General features: G+C 63.6%; 23 protein-coding genes. 14 read left to right on the top strand and 9 right to left on the bottom strand.

The window, feature by feature from the left end; all coding sequences use genetic code 11:
- Positions 1-19 precede the first annotated feature (19 nt).
- Together GQA94_RS17325 and GQA94_RS17320 are read right to left on the bottom strand one after the other, a co-directional pair.
- Positions 20-1,792 carry an N-acetylglutaminylglutamine amidotransferase gene (locus GQA94_RS17325; protein WP_158189175.1) on the bottom strand — a complete coding sequence of 591 codons (1,773 nt, stop codon included), beginning with the start codon at positions 1,790-1,792 and terminating at the stop codon, positions 20-22.
- Between the two features lie 343 nt (positions 1,793-2,135).
- Positions 2,136-2,990: a LysR substrate-binding domain-containing protein gene (locus tag GQA94_RS17320; RefSeq protein ID WP_158189174.1), complete on the bottom strand. Its 855-nt coding sequence runs from the start codon at positions 2,988-2,990 to the stop codon at positions 2,136-2,138.
- A 93-nt stretch (positions 2,991-3,083) separates the two neighbouring features.
- Between GQA94_RS17320 and GQA94_RS23455 the strand changes: the two genes are divergently transcribed.
- Positions 3,084-3,323 carry a DUF1127 domain-containing protein gene (locus tag GQA94_RS23455; protein ID WP_423835325.1) on the top strand — a complete coding sequence of 80 codons (240 nt, stop codon included), beginning with the start codon at positions 3,084-3,086 and terminating at the stop codon, positions 3,321-3,323.
- Positions 3,324-3,376: 53 nt separating this feature from the next.
- Here GQA94_RS23455 and mnmC read toward each other — a convergent pair whose 3' ends face one another.
- On the bottom strand, positions 3,377-5,350 hold the full coding sequence (mnmC, locus tag GQA94_RS17310; RefSeq protein WP_158189172.1) for a bifunctional tRNA (5-methylaminomethyl-2-thiouridine)(34)-methyltransferase MnmD/FAD-dependent 5-carboxymethylaminomethyl-2-thiouridine(34) oxidoreductase MnmC: 1,974 nt from the start codon (positions 5,348-5,350) through the stop codon (positions 3,377-3,379).
- A gap of 193 nt (positions 5,351-5,543) precedes the next feature.
- Here mnmC and pap point away from each other — a divergent pair, with 193 nt between their 5' ends.
- Complete coding sequence (pap, locus tag GQA94_RS17305; RefSeq protein ID WP_158189171.1) at positions 5,544-7,025, top strand: polyphosphate:AMP phosphotransferase; 1,482 nt, start codon at positions 5,544-5,546, stop codon at positions 7,023-7,025.
- A gap of 142 nt (positions 7,026-7,167) precedes the next feature.
- Positions 7,168-8,352 (top strand): thiolase family protein, encoded by a 1,185-nt coding sequence (locus GQA94_RS17300; RefSeq protein ID WP_158189170.1) that lies wholly within the window; start codon positions 7,168-7,170, stop codon positions 8,350-8,352.
- Between the two features lie 91 nt (positions 8,353-8,443).
- Here GQA94_RS17300 and GQA94_RS17295 read toward each other — a convergent pair whose 3' ends face one another.
- Positions 8,444-9,835, bottom strand: a complete 1,392-nt coding sequence (locus GQA94_RS17295; protein ID WP_158189169.1) for a class II fumarate hydratase — start codon at positions 9,833-9,835, stop codon at positions 8,444-8,446.
- 55 nt (positions 9,836-9,890) lie between these two features.
- A complete protein-coding gene (locus GQA94_RS17290) occupies positions 9,891-10,046 on the bottom strand; it encodes a hypothetical protein (RefSeq protein WP_158189168.1) in 156 nt (51 codons plus the stop codon).
- 81 nt (positions 10,047-10,127) lie between these two features.
- Here GQA94_RS17290 and GQA94_RS17285 point away from each other — a divergent pair, with 81 nt between their 5' ends.
- The 6 genes from GQA94_RS17285 (at position 10,128) to GQA94_RS17260 (ending at position 16,619) form a co-directional block, all read left to right on the top strand.
- Complete coding sequence (locus tag GQA94_RS17285; protein WP_158190153.1) at positions 10,128-10,592, top strand: DUF2059 domain-containing protein; 465 nt, start codon at positions 10,128-10,130, stop codon at positions 10,590-10,592.
- A gap of 22 nt (positions 10,593-10,614) precedes the next feature.
- Entirely contained in the window at positions 10,615-10,914 is a 300-nt protein-coding gene (locus GQA94_RS17280; protein WP_158189167.1) for a BolA family protein, read from the top strand.
- Between the two features lie 196 nt (positions 10,915-11,110).
- A complete protein-coding gene (locus tag GQA94_RS17275; RefSeq protein WP_158189166.1) occupies positions 11,111-12,046 on the top strand; it encodes a rhodanese-related sulfurtransferase in 936 nt (311 codons plus the stop codon).
- A gap of 63 nt (positions 12,047-12,109) precedes the next feature.
- The gene (locus tag GQA94_RS17270; protein ID WP_158189165.1) at positions 12,110-12,742 is read left to right on the top strand and encodes a DsbA family protein; all 633 of its coding nucleotides are present in this window, start codon (positions 12,110-12,112) and stop codon (positions 12,740-12,742) included.
- A complete protein-coding gene (locus GQA94_RS17265) occupies positions 12,735-14,516 on the top strand; it encodes an ABC transporter ATP-binding protein (protein WP_158190152.1) in 1,782 nt (593 codons plus the stop codon). Before GQA94_RS17270 ends, GQA94_RS17265 begins: the two co-directional genes overlap by 8 nt.
- A gap of 153 nt (positions 14,517-14,669) precedes the next feature.
- Positions 14,670-16,619, top strand: a complete 1,950-nt coding sequence (locus GQA94_RS17260; RefSeq protein WP_158189164.1) for a HAMP domain-containing methyl-accepting chemotaxis protein — start codon at positions 14,670-14,672, stop codon at positions 16,617-16,619.
- A gap of 219 nt (positions 16,620-16,838) precedes the next feature.
- Here GQA94_RS17260 and GQA94_RS17255 read toward each other — a convergent pair whose 3' ends face one another.
- A complete protein-coding gene (locus GQA94_RS17255; protein WP_158189163.1) occupies positions 16,839-17,222 on the bottom strand; it encodes a YgiW/YdeI family stress tolerance OB fold protein in 384 nt (127 codons plus the stop codon).
- Between the two features lie 138 nt (positions 17,223-17,360).
- The gene (locus GQA94_RS17250) at positions 17,361-18,401 is read right to left on the bottom strand and encodes a metal-dependent hydrolase (protein WP_158189162.1); all 1,041 of its coding nucleotides are present in this window, start codon (positions 18,399-18,401) and stop codon (positions 17,361-17,363) included.
- A gap of 137 nt (positions 18,402-18,538) precedes the next feature.
- On the opposite strand from GQA94_RS17250, the gene arfB reads away from it, so the two are divergent.
- Positions 18,539-18,952 (top strand): alternative ribosome rescue aminoacyl-tRNA hydrolase ArfB, encoded by a 414-nt coding sequence (arfB, locus tag GQA94_RS17245; protein ID WP_158189161.1) that lies wholly within the window; start codon positions 18,539-18,541, stop codon positions 18,950-18,952.
- 79 nt (positions 18,953-19,031) lie between these two features.
- Here arfB and GQA94_RS17240 read toward each other — a convergent pair whose 3' ends face one another.
- Positions 19,032-20,336 carry an MFS transporter gene (locus tag GQA94_RS17240; RefSeq protein WP_158189160.1) on the bottom strand — a complete coding sequence of 435 codons (1,305 nt, stop codon included), beginning with the start codon at positions 20,334-20,336 and terminating at the stop codon, positions 19,032-19,034.
- A 302-nt stretch (positions 20,337-20,638) separates the two neighbouring features.
- Positions 20,639-21,529 carry a LysR family transcriptional regulator gene (locus tag GQA94_RS17235; RefSeq protein ID WP_158189159.1) on the bottom strand — a complete coding sequence of 297 codons (891 nt, stop codon included), beginning with the start codon at positions 21,527-21,529 and terminating at the stop codon, positions 20,639-20,641.
- Positions 21,530-21,650: 121 nt separating this feature from the next.
- On the opposite strand from GQA94_RS17235, the gene GQA94_RS17230 reads away from it, so the two are divergent.
- From GQA94_RS17230 to GQA94_RS17215, 4 genes are all read left to right on the top strand, one after another.
- Positions 21,651-22,472, top strand: a complete 822-nt coding sequence (locus tag GQA94_RS17230) for an FAS1-like dehydratase domain-containing protein (protein WP_158189158.1) — start codon at positions 21,651-21,653, stop codon at positions 22,470-22,472.
- A 111-nt stretch (positions 22,473-22,583) separates the two neighbouring features.
- Complete coding sequence (locus GQA94_RS17225; RefSeq protein ID WP_158189157.1) at positions 22,584-23,747, top strand: acyl-CoA dehydrogenase family protein; 1,164 nt, start codon at positions 22,584-22,586, stop codon at positions 23,745-23,747.
- Between the two features lie 78 nt (positions 23,748-23,825).
- On the top strand, positions 23,826-24,230 hold the full coding sequence (locus GQA94_RS17220; protein WP_158189156.1) for a VOC family protein: 405 nt from the start codon (positions 23,826-23,828) through the stop codon (positions 24,228-24,230).
- A complete protein-coding gene (locus GQA94_RS17215) occupies positions 24,227-25,579 on the top strand; it encodes an MmgE/PrpD family protein (protein WP_158189155.1) in 1,353 nt (450 codons plus the stop codon). Before GQA94_RS17220 ends, GQA94_RS17215 begins: the two co-directional genes overlap by 4 nt.
- Positions 25,580-25,635 lie beyond the last annotated feature (56 nt).

Raw genomic sequence — 25,635 nt, 5'->3', positions numbered from 1 at the left:
CGCCGTCAGGAGCGGAGGGTCATAGGCCTTGTTCGCTCAACCATAGGTTGAGTGCCGCCAGTTGCCAGAGTTTCGATCCGCGTAGCGGCGTCAACTGGCCTTCGGGGTCGTTGAACAGCCTGTCGAGCATCGCCGGGTTGTACAGGCCGCGATCCTGGCTCGGGTCGGTCAGCAGTTCGCGCACCCAATTGAGCGTTTCGCCTTGCAGGTGCTTGAGTCCGGGGACTGGGAAGTAGCCTTTCGGCCGGTCGATCACCGCAGCGGGAATCACCTTGCGCGCGGCTTCCTTGAGCACGTACTTGCCGCCGTCGGGCAGTTTGTACTTGGCCGGGATGCGCGCAGACAGCTCGGCGACGTTGTGATCGAGGAACGGCACTCGTGCCTCAAGGCCCCAAGCCATGGTCATGTTGTCGACGCGCTTGACCGGGTCGTCCACCAGCATCACGGTGCTATCGATACGCAGCGCCTTGTCCACCGCCGCGTCAGCGCCAGGCTGTGCGAAGTGCTGACGCACGAAGTCGCCGGAGAAGTCGCCCTTGACCCACTGTTGTTGCAGGGTCTCGGCGTACTCCTCATAGCTGCGGTCGCGAAAGGCCGCGAGATAGGCGGCAGCCGGGTCCTGCGCGCCGTCGACCTGCGGATACCAGTGGTAACCGGCGAACAGCTCATCGGCGCCCTGGCCGCTCTGCACCACCTTGCAGTGCTTGGAGACCTCGCGCGACAACAAGTAGAAGGCGATGCAGTCATGGCTGACCATCGGTTCGCTCATCGCCTGGAATGCCGCGGGCAGCCGTTCGAGGATTTCCTTTTCCTGAATGCGCAACTGATGGTGGCGTGTCTGGTAATGCTCGGCGATCAGGTCGGAATACTTGAACTCGTCACCGCGTTCGCCGCCGGCATCCTCGAAGCCGATGGAGAAGGTCAACAGGTTGTCCGCTGCACCCGCTTCCCGGAGCAAGCCAACCAGCAGGCTGGAATCGACGCCCCCGGAGAGCAGGACGCCGACATCGACCGCGGCCCGCTGACGCAGCGCCACCGACTCGCGCAACGCTGCCAGCGTGCGCTCCTGCCAGTCCTCGAACGTGTATTGCCGTTCTTCCTCACGCGCGCCGAATTCCAGTTGCCACCAGCGATGCTGGTGGGTCTTGCCGCTGGCATCGACGCGCATGTAAGTGCCTGGCGGCAGTTTCTCGATGCCGGCGATCAGCGTGTCCGGCGCCGGAACCACGGCGTGAAAACTCATGTAATGGTTGAGCGCCACCGGGTTCAGCACACCGGCGATATCGCCGCCCTTGAGCAGGGCTGGCAGCGCGGAGGCGAAGCGCAGGCGCTCGGCGGTCCTGGAGAAATACAGCGGCTTGATGCCCAGACGGTCGCGGGCGATGAAGAGCTCCTGCGTGTCGCGCTGCCAGATGGCGAAGGCAAACATGCCGTTCAGGCGCGGTAGCAGGGCCTCGCCCCAGGCATGAAAGCCCTTGAGCAGCACTTCGGTGTCGCCGCTGGAGAAGAAGCTGTAGCCCAGCGCTTCCAGTTCAGCGCGCAGTTCGGGGTAGTTGTAGATGGCGCCGTTGAAGACCATCGAAAGGCCCAGCGCGGAGTCGATCATCGGCTGGCCAGAGGCCTCGCACAGATCCATGATTTTCAGGCGACGGTGGCCGAATGCCAGAGGCCCCTGGCTATTGAAGCCGCACGCGTCGGGGCCGCGCGAAGCGAGGTGTTGGGTGATGCGTTCAACGGCGGCCAGATCGGCCGCCTGATTATCGAAGCGAAGTTCGCCAGCTATGCCACACATAAGATCCTTACCGGTTTTGCCGTTGGGGAGTGTGACTGACGTGCGGAGCGCGAAGTTCAGGTTTTCGGACCAGTGCGTACCGCTCTGAACCGCTGCGTGCGCAACGCGGCGGGGCTTGCGGCCCGGGCTGAATCGGGTCCCGTCCGGTCAGTCCGGTCCTATACCCAAACAGACAAATCGGCTCAGGTCAAACCGTCAGACCGGTAATGCCGCGGCGCGCAGGCGGTGGCTCAGGTTCGTTTGAAGGTCATCGAGGCGATCAGGCATGGCCCCTGTTTTTCGAGCGCCGGACGCTGCGTTTGCGCGGCGCGGCGCGGCGCCTCGACGGCCGCGGACATTGCGGTCAGAGGCGGAAACCTTCGACGATATGCTCGGCCAATGTCTCGCTGACCTGCGACCGCCTGTGCTCGTTGCGCAGCAGTACGATGCTGCTTATCGGCAACTCTGGAAACCCCTCGGCCTCACCCAGCTGACGCATGTCGGGTGCCAGCAGGCTTTGCATCTGTGCCGTGACCGCCAGGCCGGCATTGACCACCGCCATCAAGGCCGACAGGCTCGGACTGGTGTAGGCGACTCGATAGGGAATCTCCAGACTGTCCAGTGCGTTGCAGGCCCAGGCTCGGCAGAAGCACTCGGCATTGAACACGGCCAGCGGCACGGGCCGTTGCTCGTGGATATTGAAGCCCGGCGCCTCGGCCCAGACCACACGCTCACGGCGCAGCAGTTGACCGATCTCGGCACCCGGCTCGCGGGTGACGATGGTCAGATCCAGATCGCTGCGCTGCAGCAGTTGAAACGACGGCTCGCAATGCAGTTCGACCTGCACCAGCGGGTAGGCCTGGGCGAAGCGCGACAGAATGCCGGGTAGAAAGCGCATGACATAGTCGTCCGGGGTGCCGATGCGCACCGATCCAACCATGTGCGGCTCGCGGAACGTGGTCAGCACTTCGCCGTGCAGCTTGAGGATGCGCCGGGCGTAGCCAAGCAGCACTTGACCCTCCGCGGTCAGGCGGACCTGCCGCCCATTGCGCTCGAACAGCGCGCGCTGCAGGACATCTTCCTCGAGCCGTTTCATTTGCATGCTGATAGCCGACTGGGTGCGATTGACCGCATCGGCTGCGCGGGTGAACCCACCATGGTCGGCAATGGCGACGAAGCTGCGCAGCAGCTCCGCATCGATACTGGGATAGTTGGCCATTCATCAATCTCCGAGATGGGTTGTATCAACAACATTCGTTGGATTGATCATAACCCCGGCTCGACACTGATGCCATCCACCCGGAGGTGCACCATGAAAAGCCATGCTCAGGTTCTCGATTCCCTTCATCTCGCCGCCAACCGCAGGACAGCGATGGCCGCTTTTTTACGGGCCTGCTGGCAGCGAGTCGGCCGCTGGCACGCGCTGTACCGGCAACGCCGGCAGCTCGCCGCCCTGAGCGATGAAATGCTCGAGGATCTCGGACTGAGCCGTGCGGATATCGAAACGGAAGCGAGCCGGCCGTTCTGGGACGACCCGCGGCGGGACGGGTGAGTAGGACGTCCGGTGGGCTCGCGCCAGCCGAGCGTGGTTGTGCAGATCCGGAGTCAGTCCGCTCGGCGAATGATCTTGCGCAACAGGAACCGATTCGGATGGCACGCCTCGGCGATGGCGCGTGGCACGGGTAATGGCTCGCCATCGATCCAGGCGGCCAGCAACTCGCCGCACAGCGGGGCGGTGATCACGCCACGCGAACCATGGGCGGTATTGACGTAAAGCCCGTCCAGCCAGGGGCAGGGCGTATCGGGTACTTGGCGAGCGTCCTTGCCGAGCACGGCATAGGCCTCGGCGAACGGCACGGCGTCGGCCAAAGGACCGACGATCGGCAGGTAGTCCGGGCTGGTGCAGCGAAAGGCGACGCGGCCCTGCAACTGATCGGTCGAACGCGCACCGGCCTGCAACCGCTGAAACAGATCGGCCGATATCTCCATCAGCATGTCCAGATTCGCCTGATGTTCAGCTGCGCTGGGCGACGGGTCGCCGTCGGCGAAATTGAAGCTTGCGCCAAGGGTATGCAGCCCATCGCGCGAAGGGGCGACGTAGCCTTTGGCGCAGAGCACGGTGCGCAAGGCGCCGCTTCGCTCGGTGGCCGGAAGCCCGCTGATCTGGCCGCGGATGCGCTTGAGCGGTAGCCACGCGCTGTGGCTGAAATTCGCCACATCGGCGGCGCCCGCCAGCACAACCACCGGCGCTTCGGCCAGCACTCGCGTGCCATTCAATGCCTGCCAGCAGTCGCCGACGCGGCGTAGCTCGAGGGCTTGTCGATGCCTGAGCAATTCGATGCCGGGCCCTTCGAGCATCCACCTGCACAGGGCCGGCGGATGGACCCAGCCGGCGTCCGGGTAGAACAGGCCACCGTCGTCCAGTGTCACCCCGGCCAACTGCTCGGCTTCCTGGCGCTTCACGGCGCGCAGCAGGCTGGGCGAAAAGGCATCGGCGAGGGCCATTTGTCGCGTGGATTCCTTGTCGTCGAAGGCAATCTGCAATACGCCGCACGCGTCCCAGTCCCGCCCCCGCTGCAGGTTCTGCAGCAAGCGGCGCGTATAGCCGAAGCCACTGACCACCAGTTGCGAGAGCGCCGTGCCGTGCGCCGACAGCTTCAGGTAGAGCACGCCCTGCGGGTTGCCGGAGCCTTCCTGAGCGACGTCGCCGTGGCGCTCCAACACGGTCACCTGCCAGCCACGAGCCGCCAGGCTTGCGGCACTTGCGCAACCCGCCAGCCCGGCGCCGATCACCAGCGCCTTGCGTTGCGTCGGCCTATGCGCGGGGCGTGCGTACCACGGCATGGCGAAGGCCTCCGGCGCACGGAGCAGCCGCCCCTGCAAGCTCTCCCATTTGTCGCCGAAGCCCGGGATTCGCTTGATTTCGAAACCTGCGTCCGTCAGGCCTCGGCGCACGCTGCCGGCGCTGGTGAAGGTCGCCAAGGTCGTGCCGGAGGCGGACAGGCGCGCCAGGTGCGCAAAAAGCGAGGGTTGCCACATGTCCGGATTTTTGGCCGGGGCGAAGCCGTCGAGGAACCAGGCGTCGATCCTGGCATCCAGGCTGGCCAGGCATTCGAGCGCATCGCCCACCAACAGCGTGAGCACCACGCGGCCGAAGCGAAGCTGCTGGAAGCCGGGATTGATCGCCACGTACTGGTCCAGCAACTGCGCTGACTGGGCGTCCAACTCAGGCCACAAGGCCAACGCGCGTTGAAGATCCTCTCGGGTCAGCGGGTGCTTCTCGACGCTGATGAACTGCAGCCTGGCGCCCGCCGGAGCGCTACGTTCGAACAGCGCCCAGGCGCTGAGGAAATTCAGCCCGGTGCCAAAGCCCGTTTCGCCGATGACGAAGTCCGCCGCACCGCGCAACGCGGCGAAACGCTCGGCGAGTCGGTTCGGTTGCAGGAACACATGCGCGGTTTCCGCCATACCGGAAACGCGTGAGAAATACACATCGCCATACAGTCGTGATTGCGGCTGGCCGTTCTCGTCCCAGTCGAGTTCGGCGTGCTGGAATCCGGTGGTAACGTGGGCGGGCATCAGGCGCTTCCTGGGCGAAAGGGACGAAAGGGAGCGATTCTACCAGCGGCGGGGAAACCTGCTGCGGATACGCTTTGTCGCATCGACATGGGCGTATTCTTTATGCGGCGGGGTGGCCGCTGGTCGTGGCGTGCCGCTAGCCGGGGCAAGCGTCTTGCCAGTCGTGCCGCCGCCCTCTGTTCTGGAGAACACCATGTTCGAATCCGCGGAAATCGGCCATACGATCGACAAGGCGACCTACGACGCCGAGGTTCCTGTGCTGCGCGAAGCGTTGCTCGAAGCGCAGTATCGGCTGAGAGAGCAGGCGCGTTTTCCGGTGTTGATCCTCATCAACGGCATCGAAGGCGCAGGCAAGGGCGAGACGATCAAACTGCTCAATGAGTGGATGGACCCACGGCTGATCCGCGTCGACAGCTTCGATGTGCCTACCGATGAGGAATTATCCCACCCGCTGGCCTGGCGCTATTGGCGCCGCTTGCCGCCCAAGGGCCAGACCGGGATTTTCTTCGGTAACTGGTACAGCAAGATGCTCGAGGACCGGGTTCATGGGCGGACGGGTAAATCCGAGCTGGAACTGGCCATTGATCGCGCCCAGCGCCTGGAGCGGATGTTCTGCAAGGAAGGCATGCTGATCTTCAAATTCTGGTTCCACCTGTCCAAGAAACAGATGATGAAACGCCTGGATTCGCTGCGGGACGATCCCTTGCACAGTTGGCGGATCAGCCCGTTGGATTGGCAGCAATCGAAGACCTACGATCGGTTCGTCAAATACGGGGAACTGATCCTGCGACGCAGCAGCCGGGACTTCGCCCCCTGGTACGTTATCGAGGGAAGTGACGAGCGCTATCGCAGCCTGACCGCCGGGCGGCTGTTGCTCGAAGGGCTCAACGCCGCACTGGAGGCCGGCGATGAGCAGCCGCTACAACCGCACGCCGCGCCGGTCGAGCTGCACACGGACCGCATGAGCCTGCTCGGTAGCCTCGATCTCGACCAGAAGCTGGACAAGGACGCCTACAAGGATCAGCTGGTGCAGGAGCAGGCGCGTTTATCGCGACTGTTGCGCGACCACCGTCTGCGCAAGCGTGGCGTAGTGGCCCTGTTCGAAGGCCACGATGCGGCCGGCAAGGGCAGCGCCATCCGTCGCGTCACCGGCGCGCTGGACCCACGTCTTTATCGCACCGTGCAGGTTGCCGCGCCCAGCGAGGACGAACGGGCCCAGCCCTGGTTGTGGCGTTTCTGGCGTAACGTGCCGGCGCGCGGCGAATTCACCATTTTCGACCGCTCCTGGTACGGCCGCGTGCTGGTCGAACGGGTCGAGGGTTTCTGCAGCCCCGACGAGTGGCTGCGCGCCTACAGCGAAATCAACGATTTCGAGGAGCAGCTCGTGGAGGCCGGCGTGGTGGTGGTCAAGTTCTGGTTGTCGATCGACCAGAACACACAGCTCGAGCGTTTCAAGGAACGTGAAGATACGCCCCACAAGCGATTCAAGATTACCGACGAGGACTGGCGCAACCGTGCCAGATGGGACGATTACGGCCATGCGGTGGCCGACATGGTCGACCGTACGAGTACCGGGCTGGCGCCCTGGACACTGGTCGAGGCCAATGACAAGCGCTTCGCCAGGGTCAAGGTCCTGCGCACCCTCAACGACGCGCTGGAAGCCGCCATCGGTTGAGCGGGCAGGCAAGGCGGACGATGGTCGACCATATCCCCGCTGAATGGTCGTCGCCTTTGGCGAAGGCCTGGAACTATGCTCGAACCATCGTCAACAGGTGGGTCGCAGTCGCCATGACCCGCCCAACAATTCGAGGTATGCCATGCGTGAAGTAGTGATCGTCGACAGCGTACGGACCGGCCTGGCCAAGTCCTTCCGCGGCAAGTTCAACATGACCCGGCCGGATGACATGGCGGCCCATTGCGTCAATGCGCTGCTGTCGCGCAACAACCTGGACCCCAAGCTCGTGGAGGACTGCATCGTAGGTGCCGGCTCCAACGAAGGGGCACAGGGGTACAACATCGGCCGTAACGTCGCGGTGCTGTCGAATCTCGGCATCCAGTGCGCAGGCATGACGCTCAACCGATTCTGCTCGTCCGGTCTGCAATCGATCGCCATCGCCGCCAACCAGATCGCATCCGGTTGTAGCGACATCATCGTCGCAGGCGGTGTCGAATCGATCACCATGACCGCCAAGAGCAAGAACACCGACAACCTTTACAACCCCATCCTGCAGGAGCGGGTGCCTGGGCTCTATCACAGCATGGGCCAGACCGCGGAGCTGGTGGCCCGCCGCTACAACGTGACGCGCGAGCAACAGGACCTCTACTCACTGCAGAGCCAGCAACGCACCGCGCGCGCGCAGGCCGAAGGGCTGTTCCAGGACGAAATCGTGCCGATGAACGTCCGCTATTTCACTGAGGACAAGAACACCGGCGAGCGCACCGAGCATGAAGGCGTGGTCGATCGTGACGATTGCAATCGTCCCGACACCACGCTCGAAAGCCTGTCGGGTCTCAAGCCGGTCTTCGCTGAAGACGGCTCGGTCACCGCCGGCAACGCCTCGCAGTTGTCCGATGGCGCCTCGATGACGCTGGTGATGAGCCTGGACAAGGCCCTGGAGCTGGGCCTCACGCCACGTGCGTTCTTCAGGGGGTTCACCGTCGCAGGCTGCGAGCCGGAGGAAATGGGCATCGGTCCGGTCTTCTCGGTACCGCGTCTGCTCAAGGCCAAGGGCCTGCAGGTCAGCGATATCGATCTGTGGGAGCTCAACGAGGCCTTCGCTTCGCAGTGCCTGTACTGCCGCGACACCCTGCAGATCGATAACGAAAAGTTCAACGTCAACGGCGGCTCGATTTCCATCGGTCACCCGTTCGGCATGACCGGATCGCGTACGGCAGGCCACATCATTCGTGAGCTGCAGCGGCGCAACCTGCGTTACGGCGTGGTGACCATGTGCGTGGGTGGCGGCATGGGGGCGTCGGGCTTGTTCGAGGCGGTACGCTAAAGCGCATCCCGTCTTCGTACTGAAATGAAAGACCCGCGCTCAGACGCGGGTCTTTTTTTTTTGCGACGAGCATGGGCGCGGTGGCGGCCGTTCAACTGCGACTGGATTCGAGCATGGTTTCGGGTCGCACCCACTGATCGAACTGCTCGTCGGTCAGATAGCCCAGTTCCAGTGCCGCCTCACGCAAGGTACTGCCCTGCGCGTAGGCCTTCTTGGCAATCTCCGCCGCCTTGTCATAGCCGATATGGGGATTGAGCGCGGTCACCAGCATAAGGCCACGTTCGAGATGTTCGGCCATGCGTGCGGCGTCAGGCTCCAGGCCGACGATGCAGTGGCTGTTGAAATTGCGGCAGCCGTCGGCCAACAACCGGATCGACTCCAGCAGGTTATGCACGATCACCGGTTTGAACACGTTGAGCTGCAAATGCCCCTGGCTGGCGGCGAAGCCCACGGTCACGTCGTTGCCCATCACCTGGCACGCGAGCATCGACAACGCCTCGCACTGGGTCGGGTTGACCTTGCCCGGCATGATCGAGCTGCCCGGCTCGTTGGCGGGCAGGCGTACTTCGGCGAACCCGCCGCGCGGCCCGGAACCCAGCAGGCGCAGGTCATTGGCGATTTTCATCAGTGCCGTGGCGAGGGCTTTCAGCGCACCGGAAAGGGCGACCAGCGGTTCATGCCCGGACAGCGCTGCGAACTTGTTCGGTGCGGAAACGAACGGCAGGCCGGACAGCGCCGCGAGCTCGGCGGCGATCGCTTCGGCGAACCCGTGGGGCGCATTAAGGCCGGTGCCGACCGCCGTACCGCCCTGGGCCAACTCGAATATCGCAGGCAGGGTATGGCGAATCGCCTGTTCGGCGATGTCCAACTGGGCGACGAAGGCCGAAAGCTCCTGGCCGAAGGTTACCGGTGTCGCGTCCATCATGTGGGTACGGCCGGTCTTGACCAGTTGGCCGTGCCGCGCCGCCTGCTCGGCGATGCCGCCGGACAGCTCGGCAATGGCTGGCAGCAGGTCGTGATGCACGGCGCGGGCGATGGCAATGTGCATCGCCGTCGGGAAGCAATCGTTGGAGCTCTGCGCGCGGTTGACGTGGTCGTTGGGATGCACGGGGCTTTTGCCGCCGCGAGCGCCGCCGGCCAGTTCGTTGGCACGTCCGGCGATCACCTCATTGACGTTCATGTTGCTCTGGGTCCCGCTGCCGGTCTGCCAGACCACCAGCGGGAACTGGTCGTCGTGCTGACCATGGAGGATTTCATCGGCGGCCTGCTCGATCAATCGTGCAATGTCGGGCGGCAAGTCGCCGATACGGTCGTTGACTCGGGCCGCGGCTTTCTTGATAAGGGCCAATGCATGGCATACGGCGAGCGGCATGCGTTGATCGCCAATGGCGAAGTTGACCAGCGAGCGCTGGGTCTGCGCGCCCCAGTAAGCCTGTTCGGGCACTTCCACTGGGCCCAGGCTATCGGTTTCGGTGCGTGTCATGCCGTGCTCCATTCAATGAGGTCTTCCTGTTAGGTCGTCAGCCGTCGGGACTGGTTCAATCGACCGGATCGTCGAGCTTTCGTCGTGCCGCAAAACCGATCAATCGCGGCGGTCCCGCCGAGAAGTGCCGTTTCGTGGCGCGGTATGCTCTCGCTTGTTGTTCCTTGAGCGATTGGAACTCAGCGCGCAGAATGTGTCCATTGAGGCTCATCAATCGCTCGGCAAGGATCCTACAATGGCTTTTCTCAGTTCCTCCAGGCTACGTGCAATCGGTCTCTGCGGCGCTTTGTCGATGGTGATGCTGGCAGCGCCTGCCAACGCCGACAGCAGCCACGAGGCCCAGGCCGAACGCTTCCTTGAGCTGGTCAATGCCGACCGCATCGCAGTACCGGTATATGCCCAGGTGCAGCAGATGTTTGCCGAGCGGTTTGCCCAGACCCAGGCGCCTGAGAGCAAGCGAGCGCTGCTGGAGAGTTACCAGTCAAGGGCCGACGCGGCGCTCGATAAGGCGATTGGCTGGGAGCAGGTCAAGCCCGACCTCGTGGTGTTGTACACCGAGGCGTTCAGCGAACAGGAACTCGATCGTCTCAATGAATTCTACGAGTCTGCCCTGGGCAAGAAGATGCTCGCTCAACTGCCGCAGCTGAACGCGCGCTCGGCCCAGGTGACGCAGGCCAAGCTGGAAAGCGCCGTGCCTCAGGTGAACAAGCTACTGGCCGAGATGACGGCCGAACTCGATACCCAGAAGAAGCCTTGAAGCCTTGAGGAGCGTGCCACGCATGTCCAGATTGTTTTTGATCGAAAACGCCCTGCAGGCAGCCCTGCAGCCTGTGTATCTACAAGTGCTCGATGAAAGCCACATGCACAGCCGAGGACAGGAGACCCACTACAAGGCGGTGATCGTCAGCGAACAATTCGCCGGGCTCAATGCGGTCAAGCGTCATCAGAAGGCCTACGCCGCGATGGGCGAGCTGATGCAGCAGATTCATGCCCTCGCACTGCATACCTACACCCCCGAGGAATGGGCCAGGCAGGGGGCGGCGCCCGACTCGCCGGTCTGCGCCGGCGGCCACAAGTGAGCCATTGGGCTGGCGCTTGAAGCCTGCCGCTGGTTTGTTGATAGAATGCGCCCCGCGCCGGCTCCCGCCGGCGTTGTCGTTTCCGCATTCCCGGTCCGCCCTTGACGGGGCCGTCGAAGTACCCAGGCGAGGCAGGCTGCCGACGCAGGCAGGTTTTCGACGGTCTGTTGGCTGACCACTGGAGGGATATACCCGCATGACCCAGAATATCGTCGTCGCGGCGCTGTACAAGTTCGTCTCGCTGCCGGACTACGTCGCCTTGCGTGAGCCTCTGCTCGAAACCCTCGATGCCAACGGTATCAAGGGCACGTTGCTGCTCGCTGAAGAAGGCATCAACGGTACGGTTTCGGGCAGCCGCGAAGGCATCGATGCGCTACTGGCCTGGTTTCGCAGCGACGCGCGCCTGGCTGACATCGATCATAAGGAATCCTATTGCCAGGAGCAGCCGTTCTATCGCACCAAGGTCAAGCTGAAGAAGGAGATCGTCACCCTGGGCGTGCCGGGTGTCGATCCTAACCAGCGCGTCGGTACCTACGTCGAGCCGCAGGACTGGAACGCGCTGATCGATGACCCCGAGGTCCTGCTGATCGATACCCGCAATGACTACGAGGTGGCCATCGGCACCTTCGAAGGTGCGATCGATCCTCGGACCAAATCCTTTCGTGAGTTCCCCGACTACATCAAGGCGCACTACGATCCGGCCAAGCACAAGAAAGTCGCGATGTTCTGCACGGGCGGCATTCGCTGCGAAAAGGCCTCGAGCTTCATGCTCGGCGAGGGATTCGAAGAGGTCTATCACCTCAAGGGTGGCATTCTCAAATACCTCGAGGAAGTGCCGCAGGAACAGACCCGCTGGCGCGGTGACTGCTTCGTGTTCGACAACCGCGTGACCGTTCGCCACGACCTCACCGAGGGTGATTTCGACCAATGCCACGCGTGCCGCACGCCGATCTCGCTGGAGGACCGGCAATCGGAGCACTACGCTCCAGGTATCAGTTGCCCGCACTGCTGGAATAGCCTGAGCGAGAAGACCCGCACCAGTGCGCGCGAACGGCAGAAGCAGATCGAACTGGCGCTCAAGCGCAATCAGCCGCACCCCATCGGCCATAACTACCGAAAGCAGGGCGCGTAGCGAAAGGCACCTGACCGATGACGGTGCGCGTTTTGCGTTCCACTCGATAGAACCGGAGTTCCGATGCGCACCCGATTGATCTATGTGATGGACCCGATGTGCTCCTGGTGCTGGGGATTCGCACCAGTGGTACAGGCGCTGGCCGCGCGGGCGCAGGCCCGTGGGGTCGGGTCCGATCTGGTGGTCGGCGGTCTGCGCCGGGAGCGCATCGTCATGGATCGGGCCGGGCGGGAGCGCACCGCATCCTATTGGCACGCGGTGCACGATGCGACCGGTCAACCGTTCAACTTCGATGCCGGCCTGCCGGAAGGTCTGGTCTACGACACCGAGCCTGCCTGCCGGGCACTGGTGGCGGCGCGAGACCTCGATGCACAAGCGAGCTGGACCCTGGCTGGCTTGATCCAGCGCGCCTTCTACGTGCAGGGACATGACGTCACACGGGCGCCGCAATTGCTCGATCTGGCCGAACAGGCAGGCCTGCCTCGCACCGCGTTCGCCGACCGTTTCGACTCGCAGGCCGTGCGCGATGCCACCGCGGCGGATTTCGACTGGGCCCGCAACCTGGGCATTGCGGGTTTTCCGACGCTGCTGGCCGAACACGACGGTCAGCTTGCCCTGTTGACCAACGGTTACCAGCCGTTCGAAGCGCTCTCGCCTTTGCTGGATCGCTGGCTGGAACACAATGTCCCTGCCTGATCAGCTCAGCTGGGCGGAAATTCGTCGCCTCGCGCTGCATCATCGCAAGGCACTGATCCTCGCGAATCTTGTGGCGGTGCTCGCCACGCTGTGCAGCGTGCCGATCCCGTTGCTGCTGCCGTTGCTGGTCGACGAAGTGTTATTGGGGCAGGGCGATACCGCATTGCAGATGATGAACCGTGTGCTGCCGGCGGGCTGGCAAACGGCGTTCGGCTACATCGGCCTGATGCTCGGCGCGACGTTGCTGCTGCGAGCCTGCGCCTTGGTTTTCAACGTGCTGCAGGCACGGCTGTTCGCACGGCTGTCGAAGGACCTGGTCTATCGCATTCGGATACGGCTGATCGAACGGCTGAAGCGCATCGCACTGAGTGAATATGAAAGCCTCGGCGGCGGTACGGTCGCGGCGCATCTGGTCACCGACCTTGAGACCATCGACAAATTCATCGGCGAAACGCTGAGCCGGCTGCTGGTGGCACTGCTGTCGATAGCCGGTACGGCCGCCATCCTGGTCTGGATGCATTGGCAACTGGCGTTGTTGATCCTGTTGTTCAACCCGTTGGTGATCTACGCCACGGTGCAGTTGGGCAAACGCGTCAAACACCTGAAGAAGCTGGAAAATGACAGCACCTCGCTGTTCACCCAGGCCCTTACCGAAACCCTCGATGCCATTCAGGAAGTGCGTGCCGGGAACCGCCAGGGATTCTTCCTCGGTCGCCTCGGTGTGCGCGCGCGGGAAGTGCGTGACTATGCCGTGGCCTCGCAATGGAAAACCGATGCGTCCAACCGCGCCAGCGGGCTGCTGTTCCAGTTCGGCATCGACATCTTCCGCGCCGCGGCGATGCTCACGGTACTGCTCTCCGACCTCTCGATCGGCCAGATGCTGGCGGTGTTCAGCTACCTGTGGTTCATGATCGGGCCGGTGGAACAATTGCTCAATCTGCAGTACGCGTTCTATGCCGCCGGCGGCGCGCTGAGCCGCATCAACCAACTGCTGGCACGTGCCGATGAACCCCAGTACGTCGGCGGACAGGACCCCTTCGCGGGACGCGATACCCTGGATATCGAAGTGCGAGGACTGTCCTTTTCCTATCAGGACGAGCCCGTGCTGGAAGGGCTGGACCTGTCGATTGCGGCCGGTGAGAAGGTCGCCATCGTGGGCGCCAGTGGTGGCGGAAAAAGCACCCTGGTGCAGCTGTTGCTGGGCCTGTACCAGCCGCAAGCCGGGCAACTTCGCTTCGGTGGGGTCGATATCCAGGATATCGGCCTGAACACGGTCCGCGACAACGTGGCGGTGGTGTTGCAGCATCCGGCGCTGTTCAACGATACGGTGCGCGCCAACCTGCTGATGGGGCGCGAACGCGACGACCAGGCATGTTGGCAGGCGCTGGAGATCGCGCAGTTGGCCGACACCATCCGCCAGTTGCCGGCCGGGCTCGACAGCGTGGTCGGTCGCGCCGGGGTGCGCTTGTCAGGCGGGCAACGCCAGCGACTGGCCGTGGCCCGGATGGTACTGGCCGAGCCCAAGGTGGTGATCCTCGACGAGGCGACCTCGGCACTCGACGCTGCCACCGAATACGCGCTGCACCAGGCGTTGAACCGCTTCCTGCACGGACGCACGACCCTGATCATTGCCCACCGCCTGTCGGCCGTGAAGCAGGCCGATCGGGTCCTGGTGTTCGATGGAGGGCGTATCGCCGAGCAGGGCGACCATCAACAGCTGATCGCCGACGGCGGGCTCTACGCCAAGCTATACGGGCATCTGCAGCAGCATTGAACCGGTGCATGCCGCTGCGAGTGTCCGATGCTATGGATCGCTAGATGGCAATTTGACATGAGATCCTGATTAAATCGCATCCTTTTTATCGCTCAACTTTGGTCGCTTCCGGCCGATTTCATGTCGTGCGCTTATTTTTCTAGGGATTCTCTGATGCAGTCTGTCGATATGTTCGCCAACCTTTCCGTGGGCAAGAAGCTGCTGTTCGGCTTTGCCATGGTGCTGTTGCTGACGCTGGGCGTCGCTGCTACCGGCTTCTTCGCAGTGGATTCGATCGTGACCCGCTCGTCCCAGACCGATCAGCTGTCGGCCATCAACGCCGCGATTCTCGATGCCCGCGGCCAGGAGCGCGACTTCGCCCTGACCCGCAGCGACGCTTCCGGTGCGGCATTGCGTGCCAGGCTGGACCAGCTCGATCAAGGGCTGGATGCGCTTTCAGCGATTTCCAGCACCGAGGAGCAGACGCTGCTGCAACAGATTCGCAGCGACGCAACCGACTACGCGCGACAGTTCGATCAGTATCGGGCGCTGATTGGCAAGGGCGTCGAGCTGCGCGGGAACATGGGCGAGGCGGCGCAGAAGAGTCGTGAGGAGTTCGAATACATCGAACTGGACATGTACGACGCGGTCCGGGTGCTGCGCCTGGAGGGTGACCATCTGAAGGGCAGCGACCCGTTGACGATCGCTGAAGCAGCGTCGGGCCTCACCAAGCGCATTCTCGATCTGCGTACGTTCGAAAACATTTTTCTCAACAACAACGCGCAGGAAGCCGTCGATAGCTGGAACGAGGCCTACAACGATGTGACCACGATCGGCACCAGCCTCAAGACGTGGCTCAACGACGAGCAGAAAGCCACGATGGACGGCGCGCTCGCCGCGCTTGCCGCTTATGAACGAGCCTTCGTCGAGCTGCGCCGCAACCGTTCCGAACGCATTGCGCTGGAGGGCGCCATGGTCGCACAGGCGCAGCGCGTGCTGGATGTCGCCAGCCAGGCGCTGGCGGGTGCCAACGACGCCATGCAGAGCCAGCGCAGCAGTGCGTATCTGCTGCTTACGGTGATTACCGCTTTGGCTGTGATCATCGGGCTGGCCGCGGCCATTGTCATTTCACGCATGGTCGTCGTGCCTCTGCGGTATACGGTGCAGCTGGCGCAGCGGGTAGCCGAGGGTGACCTGACCCAGTCCCCGACGGTCACGCGTCGTGATGAGCTTGGGCAGTTGCAGCAGGCCATGTCTGGCATGACGGAAAGCCTGCGCACGCTGATCGGCCGTATCGGTGGAAGCGTTGGGCAGATCGCCGCTGCAGCGGAGCAATTGTCGGCCGTCACCGCGCAAACCAGCATCGGCGTGCAGAAACAGCGAGAGGAGACGGACCAGGTCGCCACCGCCATGCATGAGATGGCCGCCACGGTGCAGGAGGTCGCGCAGAACGCCGAGCAGGCGTCGCTCGCGGCTCGTCAGGCTGACCAGCAGGCCCGCCAGGGCGATCTGGTGGTACAGGAGGCCATCGGCCAGATCGACAGCCTGTCCGGCGAAGTGGAGCACTCCGCCCATGCCATCGAAGAGCTGAACACCGAAAGTGGTCGCATCGGCAGCGTGCTTGAAGTGATTCGGGCGGTGGCCGAGCAGACCAACCTGTTGGCGCTGAACGCAGCGATCGAAGCCGCGCGCGCCGGCGAGCAGGGACGGGGATTTGCCGTGGTGGCTGATGAGGTGCGTGCGCTGGCTCGCCGCACCCATGACTCCACCGAGGAGATCGAAGGCCTGATCGGCAACCTGCAGCGGGTTGCGCAGAAAGCCGTCGAGCAGATGCAGACCAGTCGTGACCTGACCCAGCGTACCGTTGATTTGGCCAGCGAAGCCGGCATTGCGCTCGGTCGTATCACCGAGTCGGTATCCACCATCGAGCAGATGAACCAGCAGATCGCCGCGGCTGCCGAGCAGCAGAGCGCGGTGGCGGAAAACATCTCGGAAAGCGTAACCCGTGTGCGCGACATCGGTGAACAAAGCGCCAGCGGCAGTGAGCAGACCGCAGGTGCCAGTGCCGAGCTGGCGCGCCTGGGTGTCGAGTTGCAGGGCCTGGTCGCCAGATTCCGCACCTGATGACTCACCTTGCGCGACGCGGTGGCGGACACCGGTCGCGCAAGCGGGGTGGCAGAACCGAGCGCCCGGTCGCGTCCAGGCGTTTCAGGCAATTGATCCCGGGTCCCCTCCACAGGCTGGCCCGAACGGTCGGCTGCTTTGGGCGGAACTGACTCGTCTCGCGCAACGAGCGCCTCGCTTCGCTCGACCGTAGGCCGCTGTAAGGGGTGAGATCCGGGGCTATCGCAGGACCTCAACGCGATCGACGTCGACCTCTACGCTGAACATTTCCTTGTCGACTTCTCCATACAAGCGCACCCGAGTGTTCTCGTCGACCGCCTGACCGACGGGCCATTGATCTTCGTCGATGTCCACGGTAATGGACCCCGAGGCATCGGTGAATTCATAACGGTCGTCCCGATCGAGCCGCTTGGTGATGTTGCCGACCAGCACCACATGCGCATCATCGTAGGCGTCCTTGGCTTGGGCGACAGTCGAGATCGTGCCGGCGCCTGGGCCACTGTAGCCTCCCGCGGGCGCAGAAGGGCCTTTGTAGTCAGCGGCGAAAGCAGACGCTGTCATGGCCGAAGCGATCAGAAGTGCGGCTAATGTTTTGGTTTTCATGGTCAACCTCATCCCTTTGTTCAACGTGGTGAGGTGATTCTAGGGCGTTTGTCTGAAGCGAAGCTGAACGGGATTAATCCGCTACGGGGGCGCCGCAGAAGCAGCGACGCCGCCCGTAGGCTGCATGCAGCGCGCGGGCTAGCGCCCGCTGAGGTCTGCCGCCCATTCAGCCAGCGGCAGGTCCGGCTGCTGGTGCCAGATGCGCCCCCAGATCTGTTTCAGGCGCTCCATGTCGCCGCGCTCGGCGGGCAGCCGTTCGACGTGCGGGATCAGTTGCCACCCTTGCGCGGTGCGCTCGGCCAGGGCGAAACGGAACGGGTGGAAGCCCGTCATGCCGAGCCGCAGGTCAGTGACCAGGATCTGGTCGTCGACCTCGTCGTAGCGCAGTACACCCGCGGTGAACCATTGCAAGCGGGCGTGCTGCGGTGATGCGGCGAGGTGCGAAGCCAGTCGCTCGCTGCGGGGGATGCGTACCAGATGCGCAGGCGCATCGTCGAACCAGCTGATCAGGGTTTCGTAATAGACGTCGCCCTCCACCAGAATGACCCGCCATAAAAAGCTGTTGAACGGCGTCGGGGTGCTGAATACCCGCGCATCCTCGATGCCGTTGCTGGCCATTGCCGCCTCGACCTGCCGTTCGGCCATCTGCTTGCCCGCCACGGTGAATCCCAGGTACAGCGACGACAGGAGCAAGGCCAGCAGTGGCCCGTTGCGACAGCGCCCTTGCAGGCCGAACAGCGCGCCGGCCAGCACCGCCAGCAGCAGGGGCACGCTGTACAACGGATCGATGATGAAGATGCTGGACCAGGCCACTGGCGGCGTGCTGAGCGGCCAGAACAGTTGGGTGCCGTAGCTGGTGAAGGCATCCAGCAGGACGTGGGTCACCAGCACCAGCCAGATCGCGAGAAACAGCCGCAGGGGGGTATAGCCTGGATCTGGCCGTATTCGTCGGGTTAACCAGGTCAGCCCGATGGCGACCAGGCTGAGCACGAACAGGGAGTGACTGAAGCCCCGGTGATACGTCATGTTGGCGACCGCGTCGCCATAGTCGATCACCACATCCAGATCGGGCAAGGTGCCGAGTAATGCGCCGTACAACAGTGCCTTGCGGCCCTGCCAGCGGCCCAGTACGGCGGCTTGAACGCTGGCGCCGAGCAGGGCCTGGGTAATCGAGTCCATGAGTGCATCCGTATTCGCGCGGGGAGACTACCTTAGCTGAAGCGGCGGACAGGTGAACCGGCGAATTTCATATAAAACGTGTCCGAGCGATGAGGGTCATGGACAATGTCGCACGACCATTGCTTACGAAGGGCCCGATGCTGGAAATATCGAACAGCGTGCAACTGCCGGACGGCGAAATCGAGCTGAACGCCATTCGCGCCCAGGGTGCCGGCGGGCAGAACGTCAACAAGGTGTCGAGCGCGATGCACCTTCGCTTCGATATCAATGCATCGTCATTGCCCTCGTTCTACAAGGAGCGCCTGCTGGCGTTGCGTGACAACCGCATCACCGGCGACGGCGTCATCGTCATCAAGGCACAGCAGTACCGAACCCAGGAGCAGAACCGCGCCGATGCGCTCGATCGGCTGGTCGAACTGATTCGCAGCGTTGCCAGGGTGGAAAAGGCCCGACGCCCGACGCGCCCGACGCTGGGCTCGAAAAAGCGCCGCCTCGAAGGCAAGAGCAAGCGCGGTGCGATCAAGGCCGGGCGCGGCAAGGTGGATTTCTAGCCGGTTGCGCGAACGGCCGCATTGCTGGCTCGTGCCGGACGCGACCAACGCTGGCGGCAGCGCTGGTGCGCGCGGTGCCTCAATGGGTGCCGGTGCGAGGCTCGACGACCGTTTCCTCGACCAGATCCTCGTCCGGCTCGGTGACGTGCGTCTCGGTCGAGTCGCCTTCAGGCGTATCGGGCATCAGTTCAAGAACGGTGTGGCTGGTTCGCAGCATCGGCGTGAAGTGGCCATGTGGCTCGGTGACCAGATCGAACACGCGGCGTGAGCGGAAATAGGCGTAGATCGCCAGGAAGGCCAGCGTCACGGCGAAGAACACAGGCAGCGCTTTGGGTCCGAACAGGCTCATCAGTCCACCGGCGATCACGGGACCGAAGGCGGCGCCGAAGCCGTTGGCCAGTAGCAGGCCGCTGGAGCCTGAGAGGATTTCGTCCGGGTGCAACTGGTCGACCATCTTCGCCACGGCGATCGAATAGATCGAAAACGCCAGGCCACCCCAGAGGAACATCATGGCCAGCAGCAACGGGCCGGAGGTCAGGGGAGTGATCAGCGCACCCAGCACCGCAGCGATGGCCACGACCCAGAGCAGCACCAGCCGACGGTCATGCTTGTCGGAGAACAGCCCGATCGGCCATTGCAGAACGGCGCCACCGAGAATGGTCACACTCATCAGCAGACCCACCCCGGACGCATCGAAGCCGCTCTGCGAGGCATAGACCGGCGCCAGGCCCCAGAAACCGCCGAGCGTGAGGCCGGAAATCCCTGCGGCCATCAGAGGAAGCGGGGCGATTCGCGCCAGTTGCAGCAAATCCGTCGCCGGCATGTCCGGTTGGGCGGGCTGCGCCTGCCGGGTGAGGGTGATCGGCATCAGCGCAGCGCAAACCAGTATGGCGGCCAGGGCGAACAGCGTGAAATTCATTGGGCTGTCGAGGCTCAGCAACTGCTGGGCGGCGGCCAGCGCACCGAGGTTCACGGCCATGTACAAGGCGAATACCTGGCCGCGTTTCTCGCCGCTCACCTGCGCGTTGAGCCAGCTCTCGATGACCATGTACAAAGTGACCAGGGCGACGCCATAGAGCACGCGCAGCACCAGCCACACCCAGGGATTGACGATCAGCACGTGCATCAGCGCGGCGACCGAGGCCAGGGCGGCATAGAAGGCGAAGGTGCGGATGTGGCCTACACGGCGGATCAGCGAGGGCGCCAGCCAGGTGCCCACGAGAAAGCCGGCGAAGTATCCCGACATCAGCAGGCCGATCATTCCGGTGGAGTAGCCCTCGGCGATGCCCCGCAGCGTCAGCAGCGTGTTCAGCAATCCGTGGCCGAGCAGAAGTAATGCAACGCCACCCAGCAGCGAGCTGATGGGGGCTAGTAACGACGTCATGGCAAACAACCCTAAGCTAGTAAGTCCGTGATGGCAGGCTGCCCGGCCGGGGGCGCCTGTCGTTCAAGTTACTGAAAGCATTCAGGAATCTTTTGGCAATGGCTTCAGCGCATGCAGCTTGGGCAGCACATTTGTCCGAGGATTCAAAACGAAACGTAATTTCCAGCGAAGCGCTCCGAGCCATTGTATCGTCCATTTTGTGGCGTTCGTCCGGGGGCCCTGTGGTCCCGGCATCGCCGTGGTTGATCCTGGGGGCAGCGAATCGCGGCGCGCCGTCCATTCCTCCAGCTTGGCCTAATCGTTCAGATTTGTCCCGGAACAAGGATTCCGATCAAGGCCCGTACACTGCCGGGTAGCGCATCCAGGTCGCGGACCAGAATGCTGCGCTCGCGAATCGCCCAGGGCTCGTCCAGCTCGATCATGGCCAACTGCATGGTACGGCTATGCCGGCGTGCCGCCGATTCTGGAATGATGCCGATGCCGACGCCTGCCTCGATCATCCGGCATACCGCTTCGAAACTGGAGAGCTGGATACGCAGCGACAAGGTGGCACCCAGTTTTTCTACCTGATCCCGAAGAAAGGTCAGCAGGGTGCTGCCTTCATGCAGGCCGATGTGCTGATAGCTCAGCGTCTGGCGCAGGGTGACGTGCTTTTCAGCTGCCAGCGGGTGACCGAGCGGCACTGCCAGCAACAGACGGTCGGTGCTGAAATGCAGGATCTGCAGGCCCTCGGCCTGTACCGGCCCGGCTATGATTCCCATGTCCGTACTGCCGTCGAGCACGCCGCGAACGATGTCACGACTCAGGCGTTCCTGGAGGTCGACGGTCACGCCGGGACGTTGCGAAAGGAAGCCTGCCAGCAGCTCGGGAAGAAATTCGGTGACGGCCGTTGTGTTGGCGAAGATGCGTATATGCCCGGTCGAATCGGTGCTGTACTCGGTGAATTCGCCTTTGAGGTATTCGACCTGGCGCATGATCAGCCGCGCGTGCTGCAACAGCTTATGTCCGGCTGGCGTCAGCTCGACACCCCGGCTGTCGCGGTAGAGCAGGCGGCTTTCGAGCTGATGTTCCAGTGCCTTGATTCGCCCGCTGGCGGCTGCCGGTGACAGGTGGGCGCGACGCGCGCCCTGGGTCAGGCTGGGTGACTCGGCGATATGAATGAACAAGCGCAGATCGGCCAGATCGAAGTGCATGCGGGCTCCTCGACGGAAATATGGCGTTCAGTATATCCGAACGCCGGTGTCGGTAAATGCAAATTCCCAGAACGCCGAACGGGTTGCATGCTACAGCGAAACAAGACAACCGGAGCCTGCGATGACGGACGTAACTGCCTGGATAGGCCGTACCGAAGAAGTGCACGACCAACTCAGCCGCAACCTGCTGATGCGGATCGCCGCGACGTTGGGAGAGACCACTCCGGGGCATGGCGAGGCGCTGCCGCCATTGTGGCAGTGGTGTTTCTTCCAGGAGCCGGTGAACGAAAGCGGCCTTGGCGAAGACGGCCACCCGGCAAGAGGTGGATTTCTGCCGCCAGCGGACGACCGGAATCGGATGTGGGCGGGCGGGCGAGTCGAGTTCTTCGAGCCCCTCACGGCAGGTGCCGAGGCAACGCGTGTGTCGACCATCAAACGGGTCGAGGAAAAGCACGGCCGGACCGGCGCGCTGCTGTTCGTGACCGTACAACATGACTATCTGCAGGACGGGCGGCTGGCGATCCGCGAAGAGCAGGACATCGTCTATCGCGAGCCCAGCCCGCCCAAGGCCAGCAGCGGCGAGCCGATGGTCGCTGGCCATTGGCGCGAGGCAGTGACGCCGACGCCGACCTTGTTGTTTCGCTATTCGGCGGTCACCTTCAATGGCCACCGTATCCATTACGACTGGCCTTACGTCACCGAAGCCGAAGGCTACTCGGGGCTGGTCGTCCATGGCCCGCTGATCGCCACGCTGAGCCTGCGTGCGTTCTGCCGTGCTCATCCCGAGGCTCGCCTCAAGCGCTTCGCCTATCGCGGCCTGCGCCCGTTGATTGCGCCGCACCCTTTCGAGGTCGGAGGGCGCATCGTCGAACCGGGCAAGGCAGAGCTCTGGGCCGGCGATCGCAATGGCCTGGCGCAGAAGGCTGAGCTGGAATTCGACTGAGGGCGAAACGCGCAGGGGGATCGCGCCTGATCGATCCCCGCTGGCGCTGCGGCGGGAGTGAATGCGACCTCCCGCGGCGCGCGCAACGACAGGAACAATCGAGGAACCGACATGACGCCGAACAAGACCGAAGAACTGAATTTCATCCGTGAAGGCGTGCGCGCGCTGTGCGCCGGGTTCCCGGCCGAGTACTGGCGCGGGATCGACGAGCAGAAGGGATTCCCTGAAGCCTTCGTCACCGCCCTGACCGAAGCGGGCTGGCTGTCGGCGATGATCCCTGAAGCGTACGGTGGCTCCGGTCTGGGCCTGGCCGAGGCGTCGGTCATTCTTGAAGAAGTGAACCGGTGCGGCGGCAACTCCGGCACCGTCCATGGGCAGATGTACAACATGTTCACCCTGCTCAGGAACGGCAGCGAAGAGCAAAAGCGCTACTACCTGCCGAAACTGGCCAGCGGCGAACTGCGCTTGCAATCGATGGGCGTGACCGAGCCCACCACCGGTACTGATACCACCAAGATCAAGACCACCGCGGTCCGCCGTGGCGACAACTATGTGATCAACGGGCAGAAGGTCTGGATTTCGCGCGTCCAGCATTCGGACCTGATGATCCTGCTGGCACGCACCACGCCGCTGGCCGAGGTGAAGAAGAAATCCGAGGGCATGTCGATCTTTCTCGTCGACCTGCGCGAAGCCATTGGCAGCGGACTGACGGTGCAGCCGATCGCCAACATGGTCAACCATGAAACCAACGAGCTGTTCTTCGACAACCTGGAGATTCCCGCCAGCAGCCTGATCGGCGAGGAAGGCAAAGGGTTTCGCTACATCCTCGACGGCCTCAATGCCGAACGCACGCTGATTGCCGCCGAATGCATCGGCGACGGTCGCTGGTTCATCGAGAAGGCGGCGGCCTACGCCCGCGACCGCGTGGTATTTGGACGGCCCATCGGGCAGAACCAGGGCGTGCAGTTTCCGATCGCCGAAGCGCATATCGAGATCGAAGCGGCCGATCTGATGCGCTGGCGGGCTTGCGAGCAGTATGACGCCGGTCTGAATGCCGGAGCGGCCGCCAACATGGCCAAGTACCTGGCGGCAAAAGCGTCCTGGGAGGCGGCAAATGCCTGCCTGCAGACCCACGGCGGTTTCGGCTTCGCCAATGAATACGACGTCGAGCGCAAGTTCCGTGAGACACGGCTGTACCAGGTCGCGCCAATCTCGACCAATCTGATCCTGTCTTACGTGGCCGAGCATCTGCTGGAGTTGCCGCGTTCATTCTGATGGTTCGCGGGGCCGCCGGGTCCCTGTGAACGCGTGAGTCCAGCGCCACGGCAACACCCTCAACGCAGGAGCGATGTCATGCATATCAGCCATCTCGACCACCTTGTCCTGACGGTCCGCGACCTGGCCGCGACCGAGGATTTCTACTGCCGCGTGCTCGGCATGCGGGCGGTGGCGTTTGGCGACGGCCGCAAGGCGCTCGCGTTCGGCCAGCAGAAGATCAATCTGCACCGGGCCGGGCACTCGTTCGAACCCAAGGCCGAGACGCCCATGCCGGGTTCGGCGGATCTGTGTTTCATCGTTGCCACAGCGCTGGAGGACGTGGTCGAGCAGCTGGCGCGCCACGGCGTAGAGATCGTCGAGGGGCCGGTGCAGCGCACGGGTGCGACCGGACCGATCCGTTCAGTGTATGTGCGCGATCCCGACTTCAATCTCATCGAACTATCCAACCCATTGGCCCATCCACTGGAGGCTGCGACATGAGTCAGCACACCCAGGCGCTCACTGAATTCCTCGCTGGCCTGCGTTACGAGCAGGTGCCCGAAACCGTGCTGGCGCGCGCCGAAGATCTCTTTCTCGACTGGCTCGGCTCGGCGCTGGCCAGCGCAGGTTCGCATCCGATTCCCTTGTTCGAGCGCTATGCCGCCCGGATGGGGCCGGCGGATGGTCCGGCACGCATTCTCGTCAATCGCAGCGGCAGCTCGGCCTATTTCGCCGCGCTGGTGAACGGGGCCAGCTCGCATCTGGTCGAGCAGGACGATCTGCACAACAGCTCGGTGCTGCACCCGGCGACGGTGGTCTTTCCTGCGGCACTGGCCGCCGCGCAGGAACTCGGCAAGTCCGGTCGCGAGCTGCTGCTGGCGTCGGTCGCAGGCTACGAAGCGGGTATTCGCATCGGTGAGTTCCTCGGTCGATCGCACTACCGCATCTTTCATACCACTGCCACGGTGGGCACCCTCGCGGCTGCCGTGGCGGTGGGCAAGCTGATGGACTTCGATCAGCGGCAGTTCACCCACCTGCTGGGCAGCGCCGGCACCCAGGCCGCAGGTCTCTGGGAGTTCCTTCGCGACGCGGCCGACTCCAAACAGCTGCACACGGCCAAGGCTGCCGCGGACGGCTTGCTGGCTGCCTATCTGACCGCCGACGGCCTGACCGGCGCACAGAACATTCTTGAAGGCGAGCAGGGAATGGCGGCCGGGATGTCCAGCGACGCAGACCCGAGCCGGCTGTCCGACCGGCTGGGCGTCCGTTGGGCGCTGGCCGAAACCTCCTTCAAGTACCATGCCTCGTGCCGCCACACCCATCCAGCGGCCGATGCGCTGCTGGATCTGATGCAGCGAGAAGGTCTGCACGCAGACGATATCGCCCGCGTCACGACGCGTGTGCATCAGGGCGCCATCGATGTGCTAGGTCGCGTGACGGTGCCGCAGAGCGTGCATCAGGCGAAGTTCTCGATGGGCACGGTGCTCGGCCTGATCGCCGTGCACGGCAAGGCCGGGCTGCCGGAATTCCATACGCTGGCGCTCACCGACCCCGCGGTGTCGGCCTTTCGCGACAAGGTCTCGATGGTGCTCGATCCCGAGGTCGACGGCGCTTACCCGGCCCGCTGGCTGGGTCGCGTCACGCTGCAGACCACCGACGGCCGGACCCTGGACGCTGCGGTCGACGACCCCAAGGGCGATCCGGGCAACACCCTGAGCCGTCCCGAACTGGAAGACAAGTTCCGCCGGCTGGTGCGGTTTTCGGGAGCACGCAACGACGAGCAAGCCGGTGAGTTGATCGCCCGGGTCTGGCGGCTGCGTGAAACAGAGCAGCTGGATGAACTGGCCTGAACGCCGGCTGTTCTGGCGGCGTGCAAAGGACGAAACGCCACTCTGCTGGACCCTGG

Source organism: Stutzerimonas stutzeri, assembly GCF_009789555.1.
GTDB classification, from domain to species: Bacteria; Pseudomonadota; Gammaproteobacteria; order Pseudomonadales; family Pseudomonadaceae; genus Stutzerimonas; species Stutzerimonas stutzeri_R.
Note: the sequence above shows the minus strand (reverse complement) of the source record. Positions and strands in the feature narration are given on the sequence as shown.